At 47.7% G+C, this 22,879-nt stretch carries 20 protein-coding genes; 18 read left to right on the top strand and 2 right to left on the bottom strand.

Annotation, left to right across the window (positions count from 1 at the left end; all coding sequences use genetic code 11):
• Window position 1: 1 nt before the first annotated feature.
• Entirely contained in the window at window positions 2-1,423 is a 1,422-nt protein-coding gene (locus G7Y46_RS03570) for an energy-coupling factor transporter ATPase (RefSeq protein ID WP_165252544.1), read from the bottom strand.
• A 13-nt stretch (window positions 1,424-1,436) separates the two neighbouring features.
• On the opposite strand from G7Y46_RS03570, the gene G7Y46_RS03565 reads away from it, so the two are divergent.
• From G7Y46_RS03565 to G7Y46_RS03495, 15 genes are all read left to right on the top strand, one after another.
• Complete coding sequence (locus G7Y46_RS03565) at window positions 1,437-2,708, top strand: FAD-dependent oxidoreductase (protein WP_165252542.1); 1,272 nt, start codon at window positions 1,437-1,439, stop codon at window positions 2,706-2,708.
• Complete coding sequence (locus G7Y46_RS03560) at window positions 2,708-5,527, top strand: FAD-dependent protein (RefSeq protein ID WP_165252540.1); 2,820 nt, start codon at window positions 2,708-2,710, stop codon at window positions 5,525-5,527. Before G7Y46_RS03565 ends, G7Y46_RS03560 begins: the two co-directional genes overlap by 1 nt.
• 13 nt (window positions 5,528-5,540) lie before the next feature.
• On the top strand, window positions 5,541-5,978 hold the full coding sequence (gene rpiB / locus G7Y46_RS03555; RefSeq protein WP_165252538.1) for a ribose 5-phosphate isomerase B: 438 nt from the start codon (window positions 5,541-5,543) through the stop codon (window positions 5,976-5,978).
• Between the two features lie 177 nt (window positions 5,979-6,155).
• Window positions 6,156-7,412: a serine hydroxymethyltransferase gene (glyA, locus tag G7Y46_RS03550; protein WP_165252536.1), complete on the top strand. Its 1,257-nt coding sequence runs from the start codon at window positions 6,156-6,158 to the stop codon at window positions 7,410-7,412.
• Entirely contained in the window at window positions 7,413-7,883 is a 471-nt protein-coding gene (locus G7Y46_RS03545) for a cytidine/deoxycytidylate deaminase family protein (RefSeq protein WP_165252534.1), read from the top strand. It abuts the gene before it with no gap.
• 200 nt (window positions 7,884-8,083) lie between these two features.
• On the top strand, window positions 8,084-8,365 hold the full coding sequence (locus tag G7Y46_RS03540) for a hypothetical protein (protein WP_165061268.1): 282 nt from the start codon (window positions 8,084-8,086) through the stop codon (window positions 8,363-8,365).
• 18 nt (window positions 8,366-8,383) lie between these two features.
• Window positions 8,384-9,169 (top strand): F0F1 ATP synthase subunit A, encoded by a 786-nt coding sequence (gene atpB, locus G7Y46_RS03535; protein ID WP_165061271.1) that lies wholly within the window; start codon window positions 8,384-8,386, stop codon window positions 9,167-9,169.
• A 135-nt stretch (window positions 9,170-9,304) separates the two neighbouring features.
• A complete protein-coding gene (gene atpE, locus G7Y46_RS03530) occupies window positions 9,305-9,523 on the top strand; it encodes an ATP synthase F0 subunit C (protein ID WP_165061274.1) in 219 nt (72 codons plus the stop codon).
• Between the two features lie 51 nt (window positions 9,524-9,574).
• Window positions 9,575-10,192 (top strand): F0F1 ATP synthase subunit B, encoded by a 618-nt coding sequence (gene atpF, locus G7Y46_RS03525; RefSeq protein ID WP_165252532.1) that lies wholly within the window; start codon window positions 9,575-9,577, stop codon window positions 10,190-10,192.
• Window positions 10,182-10,757 carry an ATP synthase F1 subunit delta gene (gene atpH / locus G7Y46_RS03520; protein ID WP_165061280.1) on the top strand — a complete coding sequence of 192 codons (576 nt, stop codon included), beginning with the start codon at window positions 10,182-10,184 and terminating at the stop codon, window positions 10,755-10,757. Before atpF ends, atpH begins: the two co-directional genes overlap by 11 nt.
• On the top strand, window positions 10,757-12,322 hold the full coding sequence (gene atpA, locus G7Y46_RS03515) for a F0F1 ATP synthase subunit alpha (protein ID WP_165061283.1): 1,566 nt from the start codon (window positions 10,757-10,759) through the stop codon (window positions 12,320-12,322). Before atpH ends, atpA begins: the two co-directional genes overlap by 1 nt.
• Window positions 12,323-12,338: 16 nt before the next feature.
• Window positions 12,339-13,274: an ATP synthase F1 subunit gamma gene (atpG, locus tag G7Y46_RS03510; RefSeq protein ID WP_165252530.1), complete on the top strand. Its 936-nt coding sequence runs from the start codon at window positions 12,339-12,341 to the stop codon at window positions 13,272-13,274.
• Window positions 13,275-14,720, top strand: a complete 1,446-nt coding sequence (gene atpD / locus G7Y46_RS03505; RefSeq protein ID WP_165061289.1) for a F0F1 ATP synthase subunit beta — start codon at window positions 13,275-13,277, stop codon at window positions 14,718-14,720.
• Window positions 14,721-15,161 (top strand): F0F1 ATP synthase subunit epsilon, encoded by a 441-nt coding sequence (locus G7Y46_RS03500; RefSeq protein WP_165061292.1) that lies wholly within the window; start codon window positions 14,721-14,723, stop codon window positions 15,159-15,161. It abuts the gene before it with no gap.
• Between the two features lie 149 nt (window positions 15,162-15,310).
• Window positions 15,311-16,513 carry a hypothetical protein gene (locus G7Y46_RS03495; RefSeq protein WP_165252528.1) on the top strand — a complete coding sequence of 401 codons (1,203 nt, stop codon included), beginning with the start codon at window positions 15,311-15,313 and terminating at the stop codon, window positions 16,511-16,513.
• Between the two features lie 732 nt (window positions 16,514-17,245).
• Here the strand turns inward: G7Y46_RS03495 and G7Y46_RS03490 are convergent.
• A complete protein-coding gene (locus G7Y46_RS03490) occupies window positions 17,246-17,470 on the bottom strand; it encodes a hypothetical protein (RefSeq protein ID WP_165252526.1) in 225 nt (74 codons plus the stop codon).
• 312 nt (window positions 17,471-17,782) lie between these two features.
• Between G7Y46_RS03490 and G7Y46_RS03485 the strand changes: the two genes are divergently transcribed.
• The 3 genes from G7Y46_RS03485 (at window position 17,783) to G7Y46_RS03475 (ending at window position 22,815) form a co-directional block, all read left to right on the top strand.
• Window positions 17,783-18,478: a signal peptidase I gene (locus tag G7Y46_RS03485; protein WP_165252524.1), complete on the top strand. Its 696-nt coding sequence runs from the start codon at window positions 17,783-17,785 to the stop codon at window positions 18,476-18,478.
• Between the two features lie 99 nt (window positions 18,479-18,577).
• The gene (locus G7Y46_RS03480) at window positions 18,578-20,179 is read left to right on the top strand and encodes a hypothetical protein (protein ID WP_165252522.1); all 1,602 of its coding nucleotides are present in this window, start codon (window positions 18,578-18,580) and stop codon (window positions 20,177-20,179) included.
• A gap of 203 nt (window positions 20,180-20,382) precedes the next feature.
• Complete coding sequence (locus G7Y46_RS03475; RefSeq protein ID WP_165252520.1) at window positions 20,383-22,815, top strand: DUF4886 domain-containing protein; 2,433 nt, start codon at window positions 20,383-20,385, stop codon at window positions 22,813-22,815.
• The last annotated feature ends 64 nt before the right edge of the window (window positions 22,816-22,879 follow it).

Below are 22,879 nucleotides of genomic sequence, written 5' to 3'. Positions count from 1 at the left end.
GCTATTCGACTATTCGACCGTCGCGCATCTGTATAACTCTGGTAGCAAGCGCTTCAACATCTTCCATATTGTGAGTAACCATTAATATTGTTTGCCCTTCATTGTGCAACTGTTTTAGAAGCTGGGTTATTTCGGCGTGCATATGTGGGTCTAAGCCAGCGCACGGCTCGTCTAAAACCAACACATCGGGCTTCATTGCCAAAACACCCGCAATGGCTACTCGGCGTTTTTGCCCACCCGACAGTTGAAATGGGTTTCTATTGGCGAAATCGCGCATATCTAGCCCGACTTGTGCCAGCGCAGCGCATACGCGCGAATCTATGTCTTCCAAGCTAAGCCCTAAATTGCGGGGACCGAACGCCACATCCTCATATACTGTTGGGGCAAAAAGTTGCTTTTCGGGATACTGCATAACTAGCCCTACGCTGCGACGAGCCTTGTTTGAGGCAAGTTTATCGGCAATATCTTCTTCGCGGAATAAAACACGCCCTTTAGTCGGGTGCAACAATCCGTTAGCGTGCTGAATAAGCGTGCTTTTGCCGCTTCCAGTGCGACCTATAACGGCTACAAATTCACCTTCGTACAGGTTTGCAACTATATCTTTCAAAGCTTGGCGCGAATCGCCGTCTTGGTCGTAGGTGTACGACACATTGTCGAAATCAAGCAGAAGCGGTAATTTGGAAAAATCCATGATTGTATTGTCTGCCTCTTTTTTTCGAAAAAACACGGGGCTATTCGGCGCATCTTTTTTTAAGATATCTTTTTGGCACTCTGATACTTTTCCGTTATGTATTTGCACTATGCGGTCGGTTTGCGCAGCTTCCTCCATTGAATGCGTTGCCATTAAAACGGTCATGCCGTTTGCAACAAGTTTGTGAATATTGCGCATGAAGTCGGCTCTGCCTTCGGGGTCTAGCATGCTTGATGCTTCGTCTAGCAGCAACACACGGGGCTTCATTGCAAGCGCTCCCGCTAAAGCTAATCGTTGCTTTTGACCCCCTGAAAGCGAATTGGTTTGCCGATGTTCAAATCCTTCCAAACCAGTGGCTTTCAATGCATAAGTTACGCGGCGGCGTATTTCTTCGCGCGCCAATCCTATGTTTTCCGGACCGAATGCAACTTCATTTTCCACTATGGAAGCTACTAGTTGATCGTCTGGGTTTTGAAAAACTATTGCGCATAACTGCCTAGTATCAAACCCTTTATTTTTTGATGTGCTGCAGCCAAATATGCGAACCGTACCTGACGATGGCTGCAAAAGCCCACAAGTCAGATGCAGCAAAGTGCTTTTCCCGCATCCGTTTTCGCCTACTAGCGCTACAAATTCTCCGGCGTGCACGCGCAGCGTTAGCCCGTCGATTATTCGGCGGTTGCCATACGAGAACACTACATTCTCGAAACATATAGCGCTCAATTCAGCCATAATATGATTTTACATGGAATACGTTATATCGATAATAGGGGCGGGTGCATCTGGGTTAGCGGCTGCGGTGGCTGCTGTTGAAAGTGCGCGTGCAACTGGGCGGCATGTGCGGGTGGTTGTTTATGAAGCTACCGACAAGATAGGGCGTCCAATTTTGGCAAGCGGAAATGGGCGGTGTAATTTTTCGAATGCCAGCATAGATGTGCGCAAATATCACAGTGCCAATTTTGCCTCGGCAGCGCTAGAAGCTTTTGAACAATGTGTTGCTAGTCTATATGGCGATAGATGTTCGTCCGCATCTGCTTCTAGTTCATCTACGCTGACACATAATGGTGTGGTCAAGTTTTTTGAAGCGCACGGTCTTATGTGGCGCTGCGAAGACGATGGCAGGCTGTACCCGAAAGCGAATAAAGCATCTTCAGTCCTAGATGTTTTGCGGCGCGCTTTGGAAACATTCGATGTCCAAATTCGCTTGGGTTGCGTTGTGGAATCGGTGGAGCCACCGCGCAAGCGTGGCGCGCGTTTCACGATGCGTCTGCGTGGTGGGGCGCTTGAACGCGCCGATGCGGTGGTGCTGGCTTGCGGAGGCGGCGCGTCTAATATAGTGGCACACAACATTCCATACGAGCGGCCTACACCCATGCTTGGACCTATAGCCACCGATACGCAATATACAAAGCCGCTAGACAATATTCGCGTAAGATGCAGCGCCAGTCTTATTCGCAGCGGGCAAATTATGCACACAGAGCGGGGCGAATTACTTTTCCGTAAATATGGTGTGTCAGGAATAATGATGTTTAACTTGTCTCGTTTGGCGCAGATGGGTGACAACATTTCTATTGATTTTCTACCGGAAATTCCTAAGGCTGAAATACATCAATTTTTGTGCGATCGGGCGCGGGAATTGGCGAACACATTTGGCAGCGTTTCGTGGAGCAATTTTTTGTCGGGCATGTTGCTGCCATCGGTGGCTGATGTAGTGCTAGGGCGTGCTGGCTTTCGCGCGGAAGACAAATGCAGTTTAGCGTTGCTTGATAAGTTGGCAGAACAGCTAAAATCATTCACTCTTGAATATAGAGGCATAGGGGATGTAAAAAACTGCCAAGTGCATCGCGGTGGGTTTTTGCCCGAGGCAATAGATGCGTGCACAATGCAGGTGCGAGATGTGCGCAAATTACACATAACGGGCGAGGCTATAGATGTAGACGGTCCGTGCGGCGGTTATAACCTTCATTGGGCATTTGCTAGTGGCATACTAGCTGGCGTTTCGGCGGTGCGCAGCTAGTGAAATATGTTGCGTCGAATATACCAGTTTCGCTAAACGCTATGCTGCCGCGCAAGCGTAAGTTGCTTAGGCGCGAAGTTGCTAGCGCCATAGGGGTTGATGCAGCTAATCTTCACGATTTGCGTATTGCGCGAAAAAGTGTAGATGCCAGAAAGAAAAACAACGTTCACTACGTTATTTCGTGCACGTTTAAATTCGTGCAAAATGCGGGGCAGAATGCATTCGCCGCGCCGTTGGCTGACAACAGTGAATCTAGCATTTCTGAATGGCCATACAAAACTGCAAAAGGCGTAACTGTACGCGCATTCAAGCCGTTTTGTCCGCCTCCTATTCCCGATATGTCAGATGTGTTTGCTAAAGCCGAAATAGATCGTCCTTTAGTAGTAGGCGCTGGACCGGCTGGGCTTTTCTGTGCGCTGTGGCTTGCTCGCGCCGGCTTGCGCCCTGTTGTAATAGAGCGCGGACAAGCTGTAGACCAGCGCGAAAAAACGGTGCAGGAATTTGCCGCGGGTGGCGCTTTAAACACAAACAGTAATATACAGTTTGGGGAAGGCGGTGCCGGCACTTTTTCCGACGGCAAACTTACATGCGGAAAGAACGACCCCTACATTCGCGCTGTCTTGCACGAATTTGTTTTAGCGGGCGCACCTGACGACATTTTGGTAGACGCAAAACCTCATATTGGGACCGACTATCTTCCAAAAACAGTGCAGGGAATTCGCAGCGCTATACAACAAAGTGGTGGTGAATTTCTGTTCAACACGCAGTTGATCGGCATACGCCCTACCAGCAAGAGTAATGTTTCCCCAGATGAGGGCTATACAAGCTGGACTGCCGAACTTCTAAATTTAGAAACCGGTAATAAAAAAGAGCGCTGTGCTAGTTCTATAGTTTTAGCCATTGGGCATTCTGCGCGCGACACTTTCCAGATGCTGCTAGATGCGGGGGCAGCTATGCAGCGCAAGCCCTTTGCGGTTGGTGTGCGAATAGAGCACCCGCAAAAACTTGTAAATAAGGCGCAGTATGGAAAAGCTGCGGGGCATGCGGCGCTTCCGCCAGCCGACTACAAGTTAGCGGTGCGCACAAAAGACGACCGGGGTGTTTACACGTTTTGTATGTGTCCCGGGGGAGAAGTTGTGGCTGCTGCTAGCGAAAATGGTGGTGTGTGCGTAAACGGCATGAGCACTCATGCGCGCGATGGTGAAAATGCAAACAGCGCACTTTTGGTTGAGGTGCATCCAAGCGACTTTCCGGGCGAAGACGTGATGGAAGGAGTTCGTTTTCAGCGGAATTTGGAATGTGCTGCGTACAATTTGGCGCTAAAGACTACAAAGGCAAATTCGGAAGCCGTATCAGCCGACCGAGCGCTACCTTATTCTGCTCCCGCCGACCAAGTGCCACCCTATTCTGCTCCTGCTGACCGAGGTCTACTTTGTTCTTCGTCCGCCCATCAAGCGCTGCCTTATTCTGCTTCTGCCGATCAAGCGCTGCCTTATTCTGCTCCTGCTCAAACAGTAGGGTCGTTTCTCGCCGACTCTAATGTAGCTTTGTCGAAGTCTTCAAATTCACGTGCGACATCCTTGTCAAAAAATGTTTCACGTGAAACATTTGTACATAACTCATTTGAGCATAATCCTGAACAGGTATTTCGCGCCACCCAGACTGCATCGGATAATTTATCCTCTTGTAAATATAATTCTGAACAGGCAATTGTTTCTCCTGAAAATGATTTGGATGGCGCAAATTCGATAAAAAATGTTTCACGTGAAACATTTGTACGTCCTACGTATTCGCGTGGTGTTGTTTGGGCTAATCTTCGCGAATGTCTGCCAGAGTTCGTGGCAGACAGCATTGCTGAAGCTATTCCGAAAATGGACAAGAAACTTCATGGCTTCGCGAACCCCGATGCGGTTATGACCGCAGTTGAAGCGCGCAGTTCTAGTCCAATAAGAATATTGCGAGATAAGATAACCTTGCAGTCTGTTAGTTTGGAAGGTCTATTTCCCGCCGGAGAAGGTGCGGGCTATGCCGGCGGAATAACTAGTGCCGCCACCGATGGTATTCGTGTGGCACTTGCCGTAATGCGCCGTATTGCTCTACAGACCACTAAGGCGAATTTCCCGCAAGCTGTTGCTCACCTTCGTACAGGTGGCGCACTAGTGTTTAATACTGAAACCGTGGCTGGTTTGGGTATTGCGGTGCAGGCTGCACAATCGCCGCAAGTTTTATATCAATTGAAGAATAGAAGCTACAATAAGCCTATATCGTGGCTTGTTGCCTCGCCTGATGCGCTGTGCAAGTACGGTGAAGACGTGCCTGAATATGCGCACTTGCTTGCTAAGCATTTCTGGCCCGGACCCCTCACTTTAATAGCGAACGCAAATTCGCATGTACCTGCGGCTTTTATGCCTAGCTCCCACACGCTGGGCTTGCGCATGCCAAACAGCGTGCAGGTTCTTTCGTTAATAAAGGCTTGTGGTCCTTTGGCTGCTACGTCGGCAAATGTTTCCGGGCATCCAGCGCCCGCAAATGTATATCAGGTTGACTCGCAGCTTGTAGTGCAAGCTGGGTGCGTTTTAGACCCTGCTGCCGAAAACGAAGGCAAAGACAGCAATTCTAAGGCTAAAGTTGAAGCTACATATTCGCAATCCGGACTTTCCAATGCCATGTCCGACTTGCAATCTTTCGGCATTGCGTCAACTGTGATTGACTGCACAAGCGCTACGCCGAAGATTGTCCGAGAAGGCTGCATAACAGCCGCCGATATTAACGATGCGCTGCTATACTCTAGCCGTGCAGCCAAAGACATAACGAATTGAGCGGAAGGCTATCATGCGTATAAGCATTGCAAGCGATCACGCGGGATTTGAGCAAAAACAGCAACTAACGCAGTATCTACGCGATAAAGGTCACGATGTGGCAGACTTGGGACCAGAAAACGACGACAGAGTAGACTACCCCGATTTCGCTGAAGCTGTAGCGCGCAGCGTGGCTGATGATAGCTCTCGTTTCGGCGTGTTGGTGTGCGGAACTGGCATCGGAATGGCAATAGCTGCCAACAAGGTGCACGGCATACGGGCGGCAAATGCAATAAATCCGCAATTTGCTGAACTGGCGCGCGAACACAACGACGCAAATGTAGTGGCGCTGTCGGGGCGTTTTATCGACATAGAAACCAATAAGCTCATATTAGATGCATTTTTGAACACGCAGTTTGGCGAGGGTCGTCATGCCGGGCGTGTGCAGAAAATTAACTGTATAGAAAGCTAGAATGGCGAAATGGCGAAATGGCGAACTCGCGAAATGGCGAACTCGCGAAATGGCGAACTCGCAAAACCGCAAACTCGCGAACTCGCAAACTCGCGAACTCGCGAAACAAAAAATGGCAGATTCACGAAATTGCGAATTACCCAAAGACTAGCAAGTAACTAGCCAAAGGAGTGGACAATGCCCATCGAGGCTCTAGAGCAAACCGACCCGCAGGTAGCAAGCATATTGCGCGAAGAACTTGTGCGCGAACGTGGCACCATAGAGCTAATCGCTAGTGAAAATTTCACCAGTCTGGCTGTTATGCAAGCTGTGGGCAGCGTCTTAACTAATAAATATGCTGAAGGTTATCCCGGAAAGCGTTACTACGGTGGTTGCGAAAAAGTTGACATGGTCGAAACCTTAGCTTGCCAGCGGGCTTGCGAACTATTTGGTTCTACATTCGCCAACGTTCAGCCGCATTCCGGAGCGCAGGCAAATTTTGGCGCATACCTAGCGCTAGTAGAGCCGGGCAGCACCGTTATGGGAATGAGCCTGCAACATGGCGGGCATCTTACGCATGGAAGTCCAGTGAATTTTTCTGGCTTGTTATACAACATGGTCAGTTACGGCGTTAGCCCCGAAACCGAGATGATCGACTACGATGCGCTAGAGCGCCAAGCCAACGACGTGCGCCCAAAGATGATAGTAGCCGGCGCAAGCGCTTATCCGCGCATAATAGATTTCGAACGCTTAGCCGATATAGCGCACAGTGTAGGCGCATATCTAATGGTAGACATGGCACATATCGCAGGATTAGTGGCTGCCGGTTTGCATCCAAGCCCCGTTCCGCATGCCGATGTTGTAACGTCAACTAGCCATAAAACATTGCGCGGACCTCGCGGTGGATTCATTTTGTCAAATAGCGAAGAAATAGCGAAGAAAATTGATAAGGCGATGTTCCCCGGTGCTCAGGGCGGACCGCTTATGCATGTTATTGCTGGCAAGGCTGTAGCTTTTGGCGAAGCGCAGCGCCCTGAATATAAGACGTATATGGAAAACGTTGTCCGCAATTGCACCGAACTGGGCGCCGGCATGATAGAAGGCGGCTTGCGCCTTGTGTCCGGCGGTACCGACAATCATCTATGTCTAGTCGATCTTACGGCATCTGGTGTTACCGGCAAACAGGCAGAGCAGCTGCTGGAAACAGTTGGCTTCACCGTGAATAAGAACACCATTCCCAATGAAACGCGCAGTCCGTTTGTTACTAGCGGCATTCGCGTAGGCAGCGCGGCTGCTACCACACGCGGTCTGAATGCTACAGAATTTCGCGAAGTGGGTGCGCTAATCGCAACTACATTGTTTAATTCTACCGACGAACAGGTGAAAGCACAGGTGCACAAGCGGGCTGAATCTCTTTTGGAAGCACATCCTTTATATCCCGGATTGGAATACTAAATGAACAGCGCAGTACAAGATGCACGTCCTAGCTGGGACGAATATTTTATGACTCTTGCAAATCAGGTTGCTACGCGCACTACGTGTTTGCGCAGAGGCGTGGGTGCGGTCATAGTGAAAGATCGTCGCATTTTGGCTACAGGCTACAACGGCGTTCCCTCTGGACTTGCGCATTGTGCTGAAACTGGCTGTTTACGCCAACAGCTTGGGGTGCCATCAGGTCAGCGTCACGAAATATGTCGTGGTCTTCACGCTGAACAGAACGCAATAATACAGGCGGCTCGCTTCGGCACCGATATAGACGGCGCAAGTATATATGTAAACACGCAACCCTGTGTCGTGTGCGCAAAGATGATAATAAATGCCGGTATAAAAGAAATTGTTTATCAGAATCCTTATCCAGACGAACTAGCCATGCAGCTTCTTAAAGAGTCGGGAATTTTGATGCGTGAATTCCGCCCTCAAGATTAAAAAAAGAATGAAGTTTGCCATAATTGCGCAATAGAATTTCCTGCTTCACCCTATTTCATGCGATTTGACCGGGATTCGTGGCACCGTTCACCTTTAATTATTTCAGAAAGGTAACGTAGTTATCCGAATCCGTTTATCATTCTGTAACGTTTGGAGACAAGTTGCGCTTATGCGCAAGGCACGCAAACGAGGTAGCGTGAATGGTTCTAGCAATCTTGCTTGGCGTTTTAGCCGGACTTGTGGGATTTGTCCCATTAGTTATTGGGCTCAAATTAACCAAGCGCACGACGCATGGAGGCACCGCAGCTTCTATGATTGTGCTCATGCTGGGATTAGTGGTTTCGTTTGCGCTTCTTTTCGCTTTTGCAGCTTTGTTCTTCGGATACGACCACGACAGAGGCATTGCATTTTTGTTAGCTGAAGTATTGGCTCTTAGTGCTGCTGCAATTGGCTTTGCTCTGTGGCAGATGCTTAGAAGATAGATTAGAAGGGAAGTCCGCGTGAACGCTCTCGAAGTATTGTCGGAACACGTACCTGAACTTAAGGAGTCTTTCGATTCCGCTATCGTTATCGGAAATGGCACGTTTGGTCTTACTCAGTACACCTTATGGATGATAATCTGCTGGATTCTCACGCTTGTGGTTATTTTAGTAGCCGCACGCAAGCTAACTCTGATTCCAACTAATAAGTTCATTAATACTGTCGAGTATGGCTATCAGTTCGTGCGTAACGACATGGGCGAAGGCGTTATCGGTCATGGCTTCAAAAAGCATGTGCCGTTTTTAGCGACACTTTTCTTTTTTATTCTGATATCTAACTTTGTTGGACTTATTCCCGGATGCAAAACACCTACAGGAACCATATCGGTCACTTGGGCTCTTGCAACCATCTCTTTCATTTACTTTAATGTGCAGGGAATTAGGGCTCATGGTGGTTGGGGCTACATAAAATCAATTGCTCCTTCAGGGCTGCCGGTGGTTATGGTGCCCATCATATGGTTCTTCGAGCTAATCTCGCTTGTGCTTCGCTGGCTCACGTTGGCAGTTCGACTTTATGGCAACATGTTTGCAGGGCACATGGTTCTCGGCATCTTTGCTTTGGCATGTGGCATCTTTTTAACTACGGGCATCCAGTCAATAGATATAGCTACTGGCGTTATATCGGTGCCGTGGTTTTTGCTGCTAACAGTTATGTATGCGCTGGAAACTCTGGTGGCTTTCTTGCAAGCATACGTATTTACCGTGCTAACTTCGGTTTATATTAGCCTAGCCACTTCGGCACACTAATAACTAGGTGTATTTGACGATTCGGCTAGCGCAAAACGTGCGTTACGTTTAGGGATTATCCGGCTCTCCGGCTGGTAATCATAAAAAGAAATGTTTTTGGGAAAACAGGCTCAAAAACGGTAAAAGGAGGAAACTGTGGAAATCGAACTCGTACTCTCTGCTCTCAAGGTCATCGGCTACGGCCTTGGCGCCATTGGACCTGGTCTTGGCATCGGTATCGCTTGCTATGGCTGCTGCGTTGGCACTGCTCGTCAGCCCGAGGTTCAGGGTCGTCTGTTCACCAACTTCATCATCGGCGCTGCTCTTGCTGAGGCGCTGGCGCTTATCGGCTTCGTTCTGGCGTTCATCCTCTAGTCCTTCAGGCAAAAAACAATTTGCCGTTAAAGGCTGGAAGGAGGTAGACACGTGAGAACAAGAGCGAAACAGGCAGTCAGTGCAATAGTTGGGGCTTCTGCGGCTCTAGCCGCTACGCCTATACTGGCTTTTGCTGCTGAAGGTGCCGAAGAGGCTGAAAGTGCCGGAATCTCTGCCATTCTCCCCGACATGATGGAATTCGTTCCTATGCTCGTGGCGTTCATCCTTCTTTGGATAATCCTCGCGAAGTTCGGCTGGCCTATGTTTAATGGGATGCTAGAAAAGCGCGAGAATACCATTCGCGAGGCTTTGAAAAAATCCGAAGAAGCGAAGATTGAAAGCGAACGTGTGCTGGCAGAGTACAGAGAACAGCTAGCAGAAGCTAAGGTGCAGGCTACTCAAGTAGTTGCCGATGCACGTGCTACAGGCGAAGCTGTGAAGGCCGACATACAAGAGAAGGCGCGCGCCGAGGCAGCCGAAATGATAGCCAAGGCGAAGATTACTATTGAAGCCGAGAAGAAGGCTGCAATAGCTGAGCTGCAGGCATCTATAGCTGACACATCAATCAATGTGGCTCAAAAGCTTATTGGTGAAGATTTGTCTGATGCCGAGCATCGCGCCATCATAGAGCGTTATGTCAAAGAGGCAGGTAGCTTCAATGGCAACTAATCGTCTCGTACAGCGTGAGAAGATCGCCGTCTATGCGGAGGCGATGTTCAATGCGGCTAACGCATCTGGCGGTAAAGATGCGGTGTTAGAAGTGCGCAACCAAATGGATCAGGTGAAGACCCTGATGTATTCTGATATGGATCTTTCCTTAGCGCTAGCTAACCCTGATTACACTCCAGAGCAGCGCCGCCAACTGGCCGAGGCTGCATTCGCCGACTGCAACATAGCTTTTAGCAAGGTTGCATCAATAATGGCGGAAAATGGCGACGCCGAAGAGCTCCCGCGTGTATTTCGCATGTACGCTGAGCTTATGAAGCAGGAGCTCAATCTTTGCGTGGTAGATGTGGTTACAGCGGTTTCGCTTGACGACGATCTGCGCAAACTTATCAAGGATAAAGTTCAGGCCGACCTTGGTCTTGAAGCGATGCTAAACGAAAGCGTCGACAAGTCTATTTTGGGCGGCATAGTTATGAGTGTGAATGGAATGCGTATTGACGCTAGCATGATAAGCCAGCTGAATCGCGCTCGTCACACACTAAAGGAAACAGATGGAGGTGAAAGCTAGTGACTGAAATCACCGCTCAGACAATCGACGAAGCTCTGCGCAAGCAGCTCGACGCGCTGAATGTCAGCGTGGAGTCGCGCGAAGTCGGCACGGTCATTCAGGTCGGTGACGGAATTGCCCGTGTAGACGGCCTGCGTGATGCGATGGCTGGCGAATTGCTCGAATTCATCGGGGAAGGTGGCAAGACCGTTTACGGTTTGGCTCAAAACCTCGAAGAAGATGAAGTAGGCGCCGTTCTTCTTGGCGATGTCACTGCTATCAAGGAAAACGATCAGGTTCGTACTACCGGCCGCATCGTTGAGGTTCCTGCGGGCAAAGGTCTGCTGGGTCGCGTTGTGAATCCGCTGGGTATGCCGATAGACGGCAAAGGTCCAATTCAGGCAGAAGGCACGCGTCCTGTAGAGTTTAAGGCTCCGGGCGTTACTGCTCGTCGTCCGGTTGACGAACCTATGCAGACAGGTATTTTGGCTATCGACTCGATGATCCCTATTGGTCGTGGTCAGCGCGAACTTATCATTGGCGACCGCCAAACTGGTAAGACCGCTATCGCAATCGACGCTATCATCAACCAAAAAGAAACAGACATGATCTGTATCTATGTTGCCATTGGTCAGAAGGCTTCTACTGTGGCTGGTGTTGTTGAAACGCTTGAGCGCCATGGCGTTATGGATAAGACAATTATTGTGGCAGCGAATGCGTCTGACTCTGCTCCGTTGCAATACATTGCTCCTATGGCTGGTGCTGCAATGGGCGAATTCTTTATCTATAACGGCGAAAATGGTCAACCGGCTGGTCCGGACAATCCGGGTCGCGCCGTACTAATCGTTTATGACGACCTGTCCAAGCAGGCTGTTGCTTATCGTCAGATGTCGCTGACGCTGCGCCGCCCGCCCGGACGTGAAGCATATCCTGGAGACGTGTTCTATCTGCATAGCCGCTTACTAGAGCGCGCGGTGAAGATGAGCGACGCGAACGGCGGCGGTTCGATGACTGCACTTCCTATCATCGAAACGCAAGCAGGTGACGTGTCCGCTTACATTCCGACGAACGTTATCTCCATTACCGACGGTCAGATCTTCTTGCAGACCGACCTGTTCTTCCAAGGTCAGCGTCCTGCGGTTGATGTAGGCATTTCGGTTTCTCGTGTTGGTGGTTCTGCGCAGATTAAGGCTATGAAGCAGGTAGCTGGTTCATTGCGTCTCGATCTGGCAAGCTATCGTGAACTACAAGCGTTTACCCAGTTTGGTAGCGACTTGGATAAGGCTACGCAAGACCAGCTGACTCGTGGTTCACATATGACTGAAATACTGAAGCAGGGCAGGTATAACCCTATGCCTGTAGCTGAGCAAGTAATTGCAATCTATGCAGGCAACAAAGGCTACCTAGACGATATGCCGCTTGCTGATGTAGTGCGTTTCCGTACTGAAATGCTAGATAGCATTCGCCTGAACAATGCGGGCATTATAGATGCTATTAACACGGAGAAGAAGCTGACCGACCAGATAGAGGCTGACCTGAACGCAGCAATAAGTGCGTTCAAGAAGTCCTTCGCGACGACGGAGTAAAAAGGAGGTAAGGTAAATGCCAAACCTTCACGACATAGAAAGACGAATCAACTCCGTCTCATCGACGAAGCAGATAACGCGCACCATGGAAATGGTGGCTGCCGCGAAAATCCGCAAGTCAACCGAGCGAATGGAAGGTGCACTTCCTTGGGCTCGTGCGGTATCGGATATGCTTGTATCCACAGCGCCGCATGCACCTATCGATTCTGAGCCGTTATTGCGCGTTCATGACAATGCTAAGCGTGCTCTTGTGGTGGTTGTAACATCAGACCGCGGTCTTGCAGGTGGTTTTAACAGCACAGTGTTGCGCGCCGCCGATGGGCTAATCCACGAGAAAGAAGCCGCTGGCATGAAGGTGGAAGTTGCCGCTTGCGGCAAAAAAGCCATCGGGTATTTCGGCTATCGCGGTGTGAAGCCTGTGTTTGAATTTGCTGGCTTGTCAGCCGACCCATCGTATGAGGAGTCGGTGGAGATTTCGAAATACATCGCTCCGCAATACGCTCAGGATGAAGATCCGTTAGATGAAGTCTACGTTGTCTTCAACCACGCAAAGAACGCAGCCGAGCAAACGCTTGTTATGCAGCAGGTTCTTCCGATTAGCCGCGAGAGCTATGCTGAAATATTAGGTCTTGTGAAGGCAGAAGAAGATATCTTCATGCAGTTCCGCGAGCCTTCAGACGAGTTTCCGCCGGGTGATGTTGATTATGAACCTGACGCTTCAACCGTTATGCATTGGCTGATGATGCGCTATATTCGCAACTCAGTGAACTTTGCGCTGTTGGACTCGGCGGCTGGTGAGCAAGGCGCTCGTAGAAATGCTATGAAGTCGGCGACGGATAATGCCAATGAAATGGTCGCTACTTTGACTCGTGTATACAACCGTGTACGTCAAGGCGCTATTACAACCGAGATCACCGAGATCGTTGGTGGCGCTGCAGCTTTGGAGGAATAAATGGCTGATACTACTTATCAAGAAAGGAGTCAGACAACGGGTGCAACCGGACGTATTGTTCGCGTAGTTGGCGCTGTTGTAGATGTTGAGTTTCCGCCAGACGCTATGCCGTCTATCTACAATGCTCTTACCGTGAATGCGACCACGCCCGCCGGCGAGTTCAGCACTGTACTTGAAGTGCAAACCCAGCTTCCGGGCGACATTGTGCGTACTGTTGCTATGACTTCTACAGACGGCCTTGTTCGCGGCGTTGAAGCCGTTGACACAGGTTCGCCGCTTACGATGCCCGTTGGGCAATCGACATTGGGACGCATTTGGAATGTTATGGGTGAGCCGGTAGATGGCAAGCCTATGCCAACCGATGTGGAATGGATGCCTATCCACCATCCGGCGCCCCCGTTCGACACCCTTATTACTTCGACGGAAACGTTCGAAACCGGTATTAAGGTTGTTGACCTTATCGAGCCCTATGTAAAGGGTGGTAAGACCGGTCTGTTCGGTGGTGCTGGTGTAGGTAAAACAGTTACTATCCAAGAGCTAATTAACAACTTGGCTCAGGAGCACGGCGGCACTTCGGTGTTCACCGGCGTAGGTGAGCGTACTCGTGAGGGTACCGACCTTTACTTAGAGATGGAAGAGTCTGGCGTTATTAACAAGACTTGCCTTGTGTACGGTCAGATGAACGAGCCTCCCGGAGCACGTCTGCGCGTCGGTCTGGCAGGTTTGACCGAGGCGGAATACTTCCGCGATCAGGGTCAGGATGTGTTGTTGTTTATTGACAACATCTTCCGCTTTACCCAAGCTGGTTCTGAGGTGTCGGCTCTGCTTGGTCGTATGCCTTCAGCTGTAGGTTATCAGCCTACATTGGCAACCGAAATGGGCGACCTACAGGAGCGCATTTGCTCTACAACAACCGGTTCCATTACTTCGGTTCAGGCTGTTTACGTTCCTGCTGACGACCTTACCGACCCCGCACCTGCTACCACGTTTACTCACTTGGATGCTAAGACGGTTCTTTCGCGTTCTATCGCCGAGCTGGGCATTTATCCTGCGGTTGACCCGCTGGAATCTACCAGCCGTGCACTAGATCCTGAAATTGTCGGCGATGAGCACTATCGCGTAGCTGTGGGCGTGCAGCAGATTTTGCAGGAATACAAAGACCTGCAAGACATTATTGCCATTCTTGGTATGGACGAGTTGTCTGAAGACCAGAAGCTAACGGTTAACCGTGCACGTAAGATCCAGAAGTTCTTGGGTCAGCCGTTCCATGTAGCCGAGGTATTTACTGGTGTACCGGGCGTTTATGTGCCAGTTGAAGATACAGTACGTTCATTCGCTGAAATTCTTGATGGCAAGTGCGACCACATTCCCGAGCAGTGCTTCCAGAACAAGGGTCCCATTGAGGATGTTTACGAAGCTTACGAGAAGATGAAGGAAGAGGCATAAATGGCTTCCACGTTCCATTGTGTCGTAGCCACGCCTACGCGCAAGCTGTTCGATGACAGCGTATATTACGCATCCGTTCCGGGTTGCGAAGGTTCGTATGGCGTTTTAGCTGGTCACGAACTGTTGGTAGCGCTGAACAGCAAATCCGGCATCTGTACGCTGAATCTTGACGAAGCTGGTTCGCAGAAGGAAGAATTCCTGATAAGCGAAGGTGCTACGCAGATGTATAACGGCATCTTGACGGTGCTCGGACGTTTCGGTAAGAACGTGAAAGATATCGACCGCGAGTCTATGGCGGCTCGTGCCGATGAAATGCGTGAGCACATCAAGGAATTAGAGGCTGTGCATGAATCTGCGCAGGATAAGGCGGAACTAGAGTCTAGCCGCGATCGCTTAGAGTGGTACGAACGCCAGATTCGATATGTAGACGAGGGGAAATAGCCTCTGAGTTAAGTGGGTCTAACCGCTTGAATTGAGCCTGTTTTTAGAGGGTCTGGGTAATGTGCCTAGACCCTCTTCATATTTTCTGTCTGTATCCTCTATAATCGAGATTGAAATGCTTCCGGTATGCAGAGCGGGGTGAATTGGTTATGGGTCTAGCAAATTATATTCTTATGAATAAAAACACGCCTGTGCTGGCGTTTGAGTACGATATGGAACAGCATAAGGCTACGCGCATAACCAGAACCGAATGTTTAGAAGCGGCTCCGATAGGTATACATGATAGGCGTGGCGAAATAACCAAAAGCGAAATAAATTATTGGTGGGCTGCGCGTGCTATACCGGCTTCTCGCGCTCAGATAGATAGGTTATTGGAAAATTTAAATCTTGCAAGCACACTGGTGCTTGCGGAGAAAAGTTTCGGCTTGTCGCTGTCGGATCGCTATTGGCTGAACAATGAAGACGATCCTAAAACTTGGGAAGAGATTAACTTTTTCGATAACGATTTTACTGACGATTTGGGTTTTCTAACCTTGGGGCAAGACTCGTCTGGGTCGTCTCCTGATGCTCCGGACTATGCAAACATTAACTTATCTTCGCCGAACAGCACGCTAGGCGGCGATCTTCTGAAGAAATGGAAGATAGTTGGCGGTAAGCGCATTTTGCTGAAAGCCGGTGTTGGTTTCGTTAACCAAGAGCCCTACAACGAAGTTGCTGCAACGGAATTGCATTCGCGTCTAATGAATGCAGGTGAATATTTGCCGTATACGCTTTTTGAAGATGGACGGCGCGTGTATTCAGCTTGCGAAAACATGCTAGAACCCGATGAAGAACTTATAGCTGCGTGGGATGTAATTCGCAATGTGAAACAGCCGAATAACCTGTCTGAACTGCAATTTTACGTTAAGCGTTGTGTCGATTTAGGGTTAGATGCGCACGAGGTTATGACGCAACTAGCTAAGATGTTTGTGTGCGATTATATATTGGCGAATCGCGATCGGCATTACCGTAATTTTGGAATAATTCGCAATGTTGAAACGCTGGAGGTTACGCGCTTGGCTCCGGTGTTCGATACCGGTTCTTGCTTGTGGTCTAATGTTGAACTATTGGAAGTCCCGGCAGATTTTCTGTACAAGGCAAAGCCCTTTAAGTATGGGGGCATGAAACCAATAGATCAGGTTCGTCTATTCGATGGCTATTTTGATTGGTTTACCTCTGATGCGCTAGACGGATACACTGATAGCTTGCATGAAATACTGTCTAAGAATCCTAATATCCCCGAGCGTCGCATAAAAACTGTTGTTGATGAAGTGGAAGAAAGAATAGGTGTTATCCGCCGCGTAATGCGATAGTTGTACCTGTCTGCGCTTACTTTCAATGTTACTAACTGTGTCTCTTTGTGAAGTTTTTATAAGTGCCGAGGAAGTAGAGCAAATTTTTGCACTAAACCCCGCATTGGAACAGCGCATCCCATATATAAAGCAATTAATCAATAAACGCATAGAGCGCATTCTTGTTATATCTTCCTAAGAATTGCAGCCAAGTTGCGAAGTTACCGCGCACTGAAATGTTTGTTTTCACCGCAGGGTTTCGACTGCAATAGAAACAATCACCAAATTGTTTCACAGTTTCGACCATGTTCGAAACCATAGATTGGAGCAATATGATTCGGTGCGCATCGTAAAAGATGCGCTTTCCGCCGGTGGCGTGCAAGCAGCGTTTGCTATGCATTGTTGAAACAGGCGCATCTCGGGCAAGCAAACGGAAAGCGGCTTAACAGAAATACGTAGCGAGAGAAATAAATTGGCAAAAGTGGTCAAAACTTCCGACTTTCCACGGTCGGATTGCCATGAAGGTAGCTTGAATTGTGGAGAACACTGGGCAAACAGTATTTGATGGTGCATCTATAGGCGCTATTCTGTGCTTTTCACAGTGGAAAGCTGGAAGTTTTGACCACTTTTCCGTAAAAAACTTTCTGCAAGCTTGTATTTGCACGTTATGCAATTGGTTCTTTGGGCTGTAAGTGCTTAATCGTCCTTCAAGTTAGGCGCAACCTTTTGCAGTTACTCTAGGAAGAATTGCAGTTAGGTTGCAGTTAAGTCTAGAAGTTGCTGAGAAGTTGCTTCGATGTTCGATTTGTGGAGAAAAGCAAGTATTGGCGAGTCGCGGGTTTGCGAATAGGTTAATGCGTGGTTTAATGCAATCTGTTCGATTGGCACTTTTAAGAAACAAGAGAGTGTTTTGTCAAAGATGGTTCTACGTAATGCAAAAATACAGCAGATGCCTTCTGCAAGTGTTCCAGAGTGCATAACTGTTCCTTCTGCATTTATGGATGAATTCATTTTTGTCGCCAGTCCTGCCGAGGCTTCCTCCCCAAACGGAAAAAAGATTGAGGGGGGGGGTTCACTGATTTAGGGTTTTTCCCGAAAGGGAACATAAACTCTAAGGAAACCCTTACGAAAACAGAATATGTTTCATCTAAGGATGCTGTATGCGGACATATGTACGGTATGGTTCCGCATGCGGCAAATTCCGCTTACCCACCCCAACCGTCCCGTGGGGTAGGGCAAAGCGGCGGCGCCCGGCACCAAATCGCAGGTTCTGTCCCTGCTAGCTTTTATGTGACAAAAAGTCTTAGCAATCCTGCTTATCCCGATGCTTATTTCCCTGAGGGCGCGCGCCGCTATCCTAAACACGGGGTGGTTCAATCATATACTACCGCAAATAAGCCCCCAGCAAAAAAGCGCCATGTCGCCTCAAATATCGTATTTGTAGTGTGCCTTGTATTGGTGTGCGCGGCTATTGTGGGGGCGAAAATATTTGCATCTGGTGGCACACCTATAAGTTTTGCGGGGTACTCAGCTGCAATAGTGGCATCTTCTTCAATGGAGAGCGTTTATCCTAAAGGCACGCTTGTCATAACACACACAACAGATCCAACAAGTCTTCGTGAAGGCGACGACATTACATATCTAACTGCAACAGGCACATCTATTACCCATCGCATAGTAGATGTTTACGCAGACGAAACTGATCCCATCAAACGAGTGTTTAGAACGCAGGGTGTTATGAATCAAACACCTGATGAAATACTAGTATCCCCTGAAAACATAGTGGGCAAAGTTGTGGCATCAAGTGCAATAGCCGGAGCAGTAATACAGCTTGTAAGGGAGTGGTGGATGGTTGGTGTTGGGTGGGTTATATCCGTCGCTCTATTAGTTTTTGCTATTTCTTGCATAACAGATAGAAAAGCTAGAACACGCAAAGATGCATATCAGGCGTATATGCCTCTGAAGGGAGGTGGTGCAATTAGATAGCGAAGAAATTTAGGGGCGCACGCAAGGGCGGTGAAGACACCCCTGCGTGCAAAGTTAGACAAGTTTCTAGAGACTATATGAGAGAAAGGAGCTCTAAAAATGTCTTATACGACAGTAACAGAGCCTAAGCAAAAGGGGAAGGGAAAGAAGGCGCTAACAGCAGGTTTGGCTGTAACACTTGCACTTGCTATTGGTGTACCTGCTACCTTTGCTGCTGTAGTGGGCGCTACTACATCTAATGTTGATGAAAACGAACTTGCATCCTATACAGGAGCTCGTCTGCATGATGACTTTGCGGGTTTTAAAAATGAAGAAGGCAAACACGACAAGAATGTCTACTTTGAAAACTTTGCAGAAGAAAGCGACACAATCGCTGCAAATCCTGTATTGGTCCGCGTGAAGCTGACTCATGAATATACAACCAGAGATAAAACAACATCTACTGAGGTTGTAGCGGCTGGCTCTGCACTTACTCCAAATTATGCAGCAAATAATATTACAGTCACAATGGGTGGTAGTGGCGAGTACTATATGCCAACCTTTAACAAGCAAATTAATGACCCTGCAAATGATGTCAGAAGTATAAACAACAACCCCGCCAACTACAAAGACTGGGCAAATGAAGAGGCAATAAGTGAAGCCGGAAAAGACTATAACGGCAATACTATTGCAGCTACTGAGCACAAGGCTAAAGCTATTCCTGATTGCCAAGTTTATGCTTCAGTTGCTGATTGGGAAACTGCCAAAGCAGCTAATCCTTCCCTTCCTGCAGCTTGGGTATATGACGCAGACAGTGCGAATGGCTACTACTACTGGTCTGAACCCCTTAATCCGGGGAAAGTTACTGGTCTTCTCATCAACGATGCTGTTGTAAATTCTACTGGTGGCTGGACGTATACCATTGATGTTCAGGGTACCTATGCAGACATAAATGAGCCCTGTGTGAAAGAGGGTCAATATTACTTTGACAAAGATGCCATAATGCCGATGTCTGAGGGTATCTACAACATGCTTGCTAAATCGCTCGGTCGTATAAACGCAACCCAGAGTGCTGCAATTGCTACTGCTGAAATTGGGTCAGGCGAGGTTACTATTGATGATACCAAATTCACGATTATCGGTCGCAATGAAAAAACCCGTGAGGCTGTGCTTTTAACTTCGCAAGAGAATAAGGTTGACATAGATACAACAGCGAAACCAATAGAGGATGGTGTATCTTTCGATAAGACATGGGTAAACGCCTATATTAACAGTGCCGAAACAGATGGATGGCTTGCCAATAAACCAACTATTGCTAGCTGTGCTGTTGCGAAAGATTATGCATATAACAATTCTGGAAACAGTGGTGACAACACAATCGTAAAGCAGAAGATTACACTACCGACGCTTGGGGATACGGACGATACTTTTATAAGCTCTATAGTAGGTCCTACATTTGCAAACTCTACTGGGCTTAATATGCCATCTGAGATGTTAACCGGCGAAGCAATTGTGAAAAATCTTTTTTCTAATTTTAATGCAAATACTTCGTTACTTGTTAGTTCGGCTAGCTGGATGAGTCTAGAGGAGGGTCAACCTCTCAACGGTATAAGCATTGTATACTTGGATCCTACGGATTCAGATGTAGAGTGGATGACTAACTCTTCTCCGAGTCATACATGGCCGATATGCGCTTTACCCATGTTTGTCATTCGGTATTAGAGTAATTTGTCAATAACGGCATAAATCTCTAATGATTTATCGCAAATTGAACTTCGTATTAGAAATAAATGTTGGGGTAGCGAATAGTCCAATTTTTATATCGCTGCCCCACCACAATAACTTTTCTTAAAAGAATAATTTAACAGCCTGTTCATTATTTAAAGATTGATTAGTTAGTAAATATGGAAAGATAAAGGTAAGCGATGACAGCTATAAAGGATATAAAAAGTATTGCAATTAAGTTCATAATGCTTTTGCTTGCAGTAATGCTGCTAGTGCCTTTTGTGGCATTTGCAGATACTGCAAAATCAGGATATATTCCTAATTCGTCGCTTACTTATAGTGTTGTTAATAGCAACAGCAATAAATGTACTTTGAGTATATCTGGTACAGGCGGTATGCCTAGCATTCAGGGCTCAAGTTTTGAAGCTCAATGGTATAGCGATATTGCGAACTTAAGTATTACTGACATTGTTGTAAGCGATGGTGTTACATCTATATCATCAAACATTTTTAAGGACTGTACGAATCTAAATACCATCAAAGTACCTGATTCTGTAACAAACATTGCAGATGATGCATTTCCGCAGAATAGACAATTCGAAATGTATGCCCATATGAATTCTTGTGCAGGTAGATATGCTGAATCGCATCCCAACATACAGTTAAAGCTTGAGGAATTACGTGTATTAAGGATTGGTAATAGCCATACATTTTTGAATACCTCATCTGATCAAGCGCTATGTAGTAGCCTCAGGTCGGTTGGGTTAGATACAAATATAAAAATTGAGCTTGCTGGAAACTCAGCTGGTGGACATGGGCTTTTTAAGACAAACGCATATCATTCTCGTTGTACGCAGATAAATCACATAACGGGTATTAATGCTTGCGGAGCTAATTACGTTGCAAAACTTCAAGCAAAAGATGCATGGGATGTAATTGTTGTGCAAGATTGGATGGAGTCGGCTTCTCAGTGTACGCCGGATGAGTTTAAGAATGGACTGCAGAGAGTTGTAGACCTTTTACATGATAGTTCTCGCCAACCGGGAGCTAAGATTGCATGGTTTGCTGATTGGGTTGATAAAGAGAGTGCAAGCAAAAAGCCCAATATGGGTATCGGTGCAAGAGATGGTTATTCAGGTACAGTGGATGAGTGCTATGAGAACTCTAAAGCTTGCGTTGAAGCGGTTGAACAGGCTGGAGTGGTAGATTTTGTTATACCCGGATGTACTGTAATACGTGATGCAGGGCAAACCTATCTAGGCAATGGTAACGATTTTGCATTTTTAAGCGACTCTACGCATGTTAATTCCAAAGGTAATTACTTAGTATCTGCCTGTATAGCGCAATCAATTCTTACTGAATATCAAGACATGCTTATATTGGCAGATGGTAGGGATTCATTTAGTGTGTCTGACACTTCCTATACTGGTGCGTTTTCTGCCGCAGATGCAGCGTGTGCTAATCGTATTGCAGAAGTATCTGTAAGCTATCCCAATCGTCTTACATATGCGCTTATTAATAGTATCCCTTACGATTCTCTTAGTGAGGCTATAAGTGCTGCACATCCGGGAGATACAGTTGAGATTCTAGGGCAATGCGCAAGTTCAAGTGATATAGATATTCCTGTAGGGGTAACACTGAAGATGTATAACGCAAGTGGAAGCCATACACTTAACCTTACAAGCGGTGGCAAGATTACATCTTCTGGAATTACCGTTTTTGGTCCCACTTTTGTAATTGATGGCAAGAAATATAACGGCGATGAAGCTACATTTAATGGCGCAACAGGCGAGATTGAAGTTAGTGTTGTTGTAGAGTGTGCCACCACTTCTAACACCGATGGAAATATGAACACCATCACAGGCGCTCGTCTACATGACGATTTCTCAGGCTTTAAATCTGACGGAGATAAAAACGTATACTTCGAAAACTATGCATCGGATGATGGAGACAAAGAAGCGCAGCCTGTTCTTGTGCGTGTAAAACTTAGTCACGAGCTATCTACTAAGAGGTATTCCACAAGTCAGACAGTACAAGATATAGAGCCAGACACACCGCTTGAATATAGAGCAGATGGTACATACGCAAAAGGTAAGGTAGACATAGCATTTGGCGGCAGTGGTGCCTACTATATGCCAACTTTTAACAAGAACCTGCAAAGTAGCGCAAACGATGTACGCGGAACATATGAGCAAGCGTTCGTTGACTATGCATCTTGGAAAGCGGGAGATAAGTTGCGTGCAAAAGAGACACTCTATGACGGTACGGAAGGTATGTGGGTTGAACATAGTGCCCGCGCCATTCCTGAGTCTTCTGTAATGACTATTTCTGATTATAAAAAGGCATGTGAGAGTGGTAGTGCTCCGACCAATGTATGGGTATATGACAAGGATGGCTATTACTACTGGGCAGCGCTGCTTCAACCAGAAGAAGTAACTGGACTTCTTATCGACAGTGCACATGTGAGCTATTCAGGTGGTTGGGATTACAACCTGAATGTAGAGGGCGCATGGGCAGAGGTAGATGAACCCTGTATAGGCGCGGATGGCAATTACTACTTTGACGAGCAAGCCACTATGCCGTGCTCAAAAGATATATATGACATGCTGAAATCCCTTACAGAGGATGTCTAGGGCATTATCTAGGGCATTAAGTACCTTCAGTCCAACATAGTTAAAGACGATGCAGAAAAGGATG

The sequence above is a fragment of the Adlercreutzia sp. ZJ304 genome, from assembly GCF_011039075.1.
In the GTDB taxonomy this organism is placed as follows: Bacteria; Actinomycetota; Coriobacteriia; order Coriobacteriales; family Eggerthellaceae; genus Adlercreutzia_A.
This window is presented reverse-complemented; position numbering and strand designations above follow the sequence as displayed.

Bases quoted from the DNA above. Each gene is read 5' to 3' on its own strand.
- G7Y46_RS03490 (WP_165252526.1), bottom strand. From the start codon at position 17,470: ATGCACTCTGGAACACTTGCAGAAGGCATCTGCTGTATTTTTGCATTA.
- G7Y46_RS03540 (WP_165061268.1), top strand. From the start codon at position 8,084: ATGGTTCTAGCAATCTTGCTTGGCGTTTTAGCCGGACTTGTGGGATTT.
- atpG (WP_165252530.1), top strand. From the start codon at position 12,339: ATGCCAAACCTTCACGACATAGAAAGACGAATCAACTCCGTCTCATCG.
- atpH (WP_165061280.1), top strand. From the start codon at position 10,182: ATGGCAACTAATCGTCTCGTACAGCGTGAGAAGATCGCCGTCTATGCG.
- G7Y46_RS03495 (WP_165252528.1), top strand. From the start codon at position 15,311: ATGGGTCTAGCAAATTATATTCTTATGAATAAAAACACGCCTGTGCTG.
- G7Y46_RS03500 (WP_165061292.1), top strand. From the start codon at position 14,721: ATGGCTTCCACGTTCCATTGTGTCGTAGCCACGCCTACGCGCAAGCTG.
- G7Y46_RS03570 (WP_165252544.1), bottom strand. From the start codon at position 1,423: ATGGCTGAATTGAGCGCTATATGTTTCGAGAATGTAGTGTTCTCGTAT.
- atpD (WP_165061289.1), top strand. From the start codon at position 13,275: ATGGCTGATACTACTTATCAAGAAAGGAGTCAGACAACGGGTGCAACC.
- G7Y46_RS03475 (WP_165252520.1), top strand. From the start codon at position 20,383: ATGACAGCTATAAAGGATATAAAAAGTATTGCAATTAAGTTCATAATG.
- G7Y46_RS03545 (WP_165252534.1), top strand. From the start codon at position 7,413: ATGAACAGCGCAGTACAAGATGCACGTCCTAGCTGGGACGAATATTTT.
- rpiB (WP_165252538.1), top strand. From the start codon at position 5,541: ATGCGTATAAGCATTGCAAGCGATCACGCGGGATTTGAGCAAAAACAG.
- G7Y46_RS03480 (WP_165252522.1), top strand. From the start codon at position 18,578: ATGTCTTATACGACAGTAACAGAGCCTAAGCAAAAGGGGAAGGGAAAG.
- glyA (WP_165252536.1), top strand. From the start codon at position 6,156: ATGCCCATCGAGGCTCTAGAGCAAACCGACCCGCAGGTAGCAAGCATA.
- G7Y46_RS03565 (WP_165252542.1), top strand. From the start codon at position 1,437: ATGGAATACGTTATATCGATAATAGGGGCGGGTGCATCTGGGTTAGCG.